2 protein-coding genes and 1 pseudogene are annotated in these 1,503 nt (G+C 71.4%); 2 read left to right on the top strand and 1 reads right to left on the bottom strand.

Annotated features, from left to right (window positions below; translation table 11 throughout):
* Together L995_RS24795 and L995_RS24790 are read left to right on the top strand one after the other, a co-directional pair.
* A partial coding sequence (locus tag L995_RS24795) for a PepSY-associated TM helix domain-containing protein (RefSeq protein WP_047474036.1) occupies positions 1 to 787 on the top strand: 787 nt, incomplete at its 5' end.
* A complete protein-coding gene (locus tag L995_RS24790) occupies positions 784 to 1,116 on the top strand; it encodes a DUF3325 domain-containing protein (protein ID WP_047474035.1) in 333 nt (110 codons plus the stop codon). The genes L995_RS24795 and L995_RS24790, both read left to right, overlap by 4 nt.
* Position 1,117: 1 nt before the next feature.
* On the opposite strand, the pseudogene L995_RS24785 reads toward L995_RS24790, so the two are convergent.
* Positions 1,118 to 1,495, bottom strand: a pseudogene (locus tag L995_RS24785) (aldolase/citrate lyase family protein); the annotation flags it as partial.
* Between the last annotated feature and the right edge of the window lie 8 nt (positions 1,496 to 1,503).

Below are 1,503 nucleotides of genomic sequence, written 5' to 3'. Positions count from 1 at the left end.
CGCGCCCGGCACCTCGCGCGCGGTGGTCGAGTTGCGCGAAGGCGGCGGCATGAGCCTCATCAACCGCGGCCAGTCCGAGACGCTGCGCTTCGACGGCGTGACCGGCCAGTTGCAGGCCAGCCCCGAGGCGCCCGCCATCTCCTGGGTGCGCGCCACCGGCAACGTGATCACCGGCGTGCACCTGGGCCGCTTTGCAGAGCCCGCCACGCGCTGGCTGCTGCTGCTCAGCGGCGTGGTCGGCACCTTCATGGCCGCGTCCGGCATGGTGCTGTGGGTGGTCAAGCGCATGCCCGAGCGCCGCAAGCTGGGCCGCACGCCCTTCGGCCACCGTCTGGTGGAGGTGCTCAACGTGGGCTCCATCGCGGGCCTGTCGGTGGCCGTGGCCGGCTTCTTCTGGCTCAACCGCCTGCTGCCGGTGCCCATGCAGGCGCGCAGTGATTGGGAGATCAACGGCTTCTTCATCATCTGGCTGCTGTGCCTGCTGCATCCGCTGCGGGTCTCGCACCGCAATGCCTGGCTGCAGCAGATGGCGCTGGCCGCCGTGCTGTACGCGCTGCTGCCCCTGCTCAACCTGCTGACGGGCGGCGCATCGCTGGTGCAGACCCTGGCCAACGGGCAGTGGAGCATCGCCAGCTTCGATCTGCTGATGCTGGGCCTGGCCGCCATCCACGGCGTGGTGGCCTGGTGGCTGCTGCGCGGCAAGCCGGCAGTGGCTGCAGCGCCTGCAGCCCCCCGCACGCAAGCCCGCGCCGCCAGCCATGCCCCTACGCTGGAGCGCGCGTCATGATGATTCTTGCCACCCTTTGCCTGGCCTTTGCAGGCTTTGCCGTCGTCGCCGCTTCCATGGACCGGCACCAGGACCAACTGGGCACCGAAGGCCTGGCACCCGCGCGCCTGAAGGCCTGGCGGCTGGCCGGCTACGCGCTGTTGGCCCTATCGCTGGCGCCCTGCCTGCTGCGCTGGAATGCCTCGGTGGCCTTGGCCGCCTGGCTGGGCCTGCTGACCTTTGCCGCGCTGGCCCTGGGCCTGCTGCTGACCTATGCGCCGCAGTTCGCGCGGCGTGTGGCGGCCGCTGCAGCGGCGGCGGGGCTGCTGGCCTGGCTGGTGGCTGGCTGATTCAATAGGCGGCAGCTGCCTGCTGTGCCGGCGCGGCCACCGGCGAATCATCGAACTGCCCCCGCAGCCTGCGCGCCGCATTCGCAAACAGCAGCACATCCACGCCCACGGCCACGAAGCTGCAGCCCAGGTCCAGGTAGCGGCGGGCCAGGGCGGGGTCCGAGGTCAGGGTGCCGGCCGCCTTGCCGCTGGCGATGATGGTCTTCATGGCGGCTTCGATGGCGGCCTGCACTTCCGGGTGGCCCGGGTTGCCGCGGTGGCCCATGGAGGCGGCCAGGTCGGCGGGGCCGATGAAGACGCCGTGCACGCCGTCCACCGCGCAGATGGCTTCAAGGTTGTGCAGCGCGGCCACGGTCTCGGCCTGCACCAGCAGGCAGACCTACGCGG

The organism is Delftia sp. ZNC0008, assembly GCF_000799035.1.
Taxonomy (GTDB): Bacteria; Pseudomonadota; Gammaproteobacteria; order Burkholderiales; family Burkholderiaceae_C; genus Comamonas; species Comamonas tsuruhatensis.
This window is presented reverse-complemented; position numbering and strand designations above follow the sequence as displayed.